The organism is Phormidium pseudopriestleyi FRX01, from assembly GCF_017313335.1.
In the GTDB taxonomy this organism is placed as follows: domain Bacteria; phylum Cyanobacteriota; class Cyanobacteriia; order Cyanobacteriales; family Laspinemataceae; genus Laspinema; species Laspinema pseudopriestleyi.
This window is the reverse complement of record NZ_JAFLQW010000615.1, coordinates 1-3,411: the sequence shown is the minus strand read 5'-3', so window position 1 is coordinate 3,411 and position 3,411 is coordinate 1. Positions and strand designations below refer to the sequence as shown.

The 3,411-nt window shown below is 44.1% G+C and carries 2 protein-coding genes; one reads left to right on the top strand and one right to left on the bottom strand.

The annotated features are described in order from the left end of the window. Nucleotides 1-125: 125 nt before the first annotated feature. Nucleotides 126-1,598: an N-6 DNA methylase gene (locus J0895_RS23450; RefSeq protein WP_207090406.1), complete on the bottom strand. Its 1,473-nt coding sequence runs from the start codon at nt 1,596-1,598 to the stop codon at nt 126-128. 72 nt (nt 1,599-1,670) lie between these two features. On the opposite strand from J0895_RS23450, the gene J0895_RS23445 reads away from it, so the two are divergent. Then, complete coding sequence (locus J0895_RS23445) at nt 1,671-3,062, top strand: FAD-dependent oxidoreductase (RefSeq protein WP_207090405.1); 1,392 nt, start codon at nt 1,671-1,673, stop codon at nt 3,060-3,062. The last annotated feature ends 349 nt before the right edge of the window (nt 3,063-3,411 follow it).

The window sequence follows — 3,411 nt, the reverse complement described above, 5'->3', positions numbered from 1 at the left end:
TTTCTTGTCCTGTTTACAGCATGGGTTAGAAACCGGGTTTCTTTTAAAAATCTCTGCTGATTCGCAATCAATCTGATGCAGAAACCCGGGTTTTTGTCCTATCTATCGAATACTATAAGCGAGTCTTACGTCGCCCGAATGAGATTTTGGCAAAAATTGTGAATCTTGGCAATAGTCTCTTCTGTAAAATCGAGTTCTTTCCAGATAATTTGATTAATTTGTTCTACATATTGGCTGGCTGCTTTTGGCGAGACTTGGTTGAGATATGCTTCACGGGCGATCGCACTCATTTGAGTTAGAGCAATTGGGCTAAGTTTAGGAATCGGGATCCGCGAAATGTAGCCCGAGGTAATCATATTAGACCGATTTAAAAGACTTCGCACGATAAAGGTTACGAGATGACTGTTCAAATAAGCTAACAGCCACCAGGTATCCGAGTCCGAGGTAATAATATTAGCATTGACCCCATAAGTGGAATTGGCGGGAAGATAGCAAGCGGAGAAGGTGACTCCCATTGAGGAACAAGTAATCCCGGGCTGATATAATAGAGATTTATTCCGAATGGTGAAATTTGGAATGGTTTCCGCTACAGATAAAAAGTTATCGACTAAGTAAGCATTCGGTTTCGTAAAAAAGCGACAGGACCCCGGATTTTTATAAAAGGGAATGGTAAATCCAGGACGGGGATGTTTGGATAAATAGGTGCGATCGCTGCCTGTAGAAATCCCCGTAACGCAACGAAAACGATTCCCCAGTCGGGGAGACTGGAACAGGTTTCGGATCTCATCGGGAATATCAATGATAAATTCCGAGTGATCCGCTTCCCCAGGTAGAGTGATTTTTTCCCGGGGTAATTCTGTCCATTTTTTCTGGATTAACATCCGCTGAAAATCGGGTTGAGTCAGGGGACGATTCGCCACCTTTACTACCCCTTGATAATGAGTGCCTTTTTGCAAAATCATGAGACAAGTCCGGACATCTGCACCTTGGTCTAAAAATAAATCATTAGAACAAAGCAGTAAGTAATGAACTGCACAGTTTTGTAAAATTTTATGGCGTAAGTTCTGATGTGCTTTAGCGGTTAAGAATGAATCGAGGGTAATAAATCCGATTAAAGCACCAGATTTTGCACAATCGATTAAAGCGGCCATAAATAGGGCATACATATTATGCACCCCAATGTCCCAAAATAGACGAGATAAGCGGGTTTTATTCTCTCGAATATAGGCCACTTCATGGCAGTTGTAGGGAGGATTAGCCAGATAGAAGTCATAATGTAAATCTATCGGGTTATTTAAAATACTCAATAGTTTTTTTTGCTGATAGTATTGCAAAAAATCGGTTTGAGTAAAATTAATGGAGGTGGGTAAATCAAAAGGTAAAATATCCATTCCATCCACGGAAAGTCCCTGGTTTAACAATGGAATTACCATTTCACCTCGACCGACACAAGGATCTAGCGCAGTGCGGCCCTGGGGGTTGAGTTCTATCAGCGCCTTGGCGATGAACTCAGCGACAAAATCTGGAGTGGAATAATACCCAGTTTCTCGCCGGTCAATTCCCGCCTTGGTTTCAATTTTTTTAAAATGTCTTCCCATACCTGTTGTTATAAATTTCAACTGAATCTATAATAAAATCACCAATCCATTCCCCATTTACCTCTGATTAATATGTCCCCTATCCCTCTGTACAAATGGCTGTTTAACCGCCGTCGGTTCCTTCAGTTGAGTTTGTTTGCTAGTACATTGGGTTTGAGTTTAGCTTGTTCTGACAATCAAGCACAATCCTCACCGCAAAAGGTGTTAGTTATTGGTGCTGGAATTGCTGGTTTAGCAGCAGCGCGAGAACTTCAGAGTAAGGGGTTTCAAGTGACGGTGTTGGAAGGGCGCGATCGCATCGGGGGCCGAATCCACACCAGTCGCACTCTGGGTTTTCCCGTGGATTTGGGTGCATCCTGGATTCATGGGATTACGGGCAACCCGATTGCTACTCTAGCGCGAGAGTGGCAAATTCCGATTGTGCCGACGGATTTTGATAATATTATACTATACAACAGTCAGGGAAACCCAATTAGCGATCGCGATTTTGAGACCAGTTACGCCCTCTACGAACAAATTCGCGATCGCGCTGCATCTATCGCTGAAAATTCGGAACAGGACCTTTCCATTGCTGAAGCATTACAACAAGTTTTAGCCACTCAAACCCTGACTCCTCAACAAGCTCAACTGATTGAATGGGGGCTCAATTCTGAATTTGTGACGGAATTCGGGGCCGATTTAGAGAGTCTCTCTAGTTGGTATGCCGATGAGGCAGAAGACTTGGACGGGGGGGATTATCTCTTTCCCCAAGGATATGACCAAATTATCACGGGATTAGCCAATGATCTGGAGATTCAGTTGCAACAAACAGTGACTGAAATCCGTTACACCGATTCCGGCGTCTCTGTCACGACTGAAGGTGAAACTTGGACGGCAGATGCAGCAATTGTGACGTTACCCCTCGGTGTTTTAAAATCTGGATCTATCCAATTTTTCCCAGAATTACCGAGAAATAAACAAGGGGCTATCAATCGCTTGAGTATGGGAGTTTTAAATAAAGTTGTCTTAAAATTCCCCGAACAATTTTGGCCTCAAGACTATCATGTATTGGGGTATCTTCATGAGAATGCTCCAGATTTTTCGGAATTTTTAAATGGGTCATTGTATAGTCAGCAATCGGCATTAATAGCATTTATAGGGGGGAGTTTTGCTCGGCAGATCGAACAACTTTCTGAGGGGGAAATTCGCGAAGGAGTGCTGCGGGTGTTGCGACGGAGTTATGCCGATCGCATTCCCGAACCCGAGAGCATGATTGTGACGCGATGGAGTCAGGATCCATTTGCCTTTGGGTCCTATTCTCATATTGCCGTCGGGGGAGACAGTGGCGATCGCGATATCTTAGCTGAACCCATTGGCGATCGCCTTTTCTTTGCCGGAGAAGCAACTTCTAGGGACTATCCCGCCACTGTACATGGCGCTTACCTCTCCGGCATTCGGGAAGCGAAACGATTGCTGAAGCGTTAAATATACCTTTCACACCGCTCAACTGTCCCCGGGATCGAGTAAGATCTAAAAAGTACCGACTGTTAAAATAGCCAAGCGGTTACTGCGTCAAGCGCGAAAAATAGCAAAAATGTCAACCCCCCGTCGGCGTCATAAAAATCTGCGAATAGAGAGAAAAAAGCTGGGTTCAACATTCTCAAAAAAATCATGAAGTGGAGCGTCGCCTTCCTGCCGGTAAAATTTTTTATCCGGAAGTTTCAGTATTTTTTTGGTCCGCGTTCCATGCAACCGGCAGGGTTGCCCGATAATGAAGAAGAACGCTTACAAGCTCTCTACCGCTATAGCATTTTAGACAGTGATGCAGAAGACT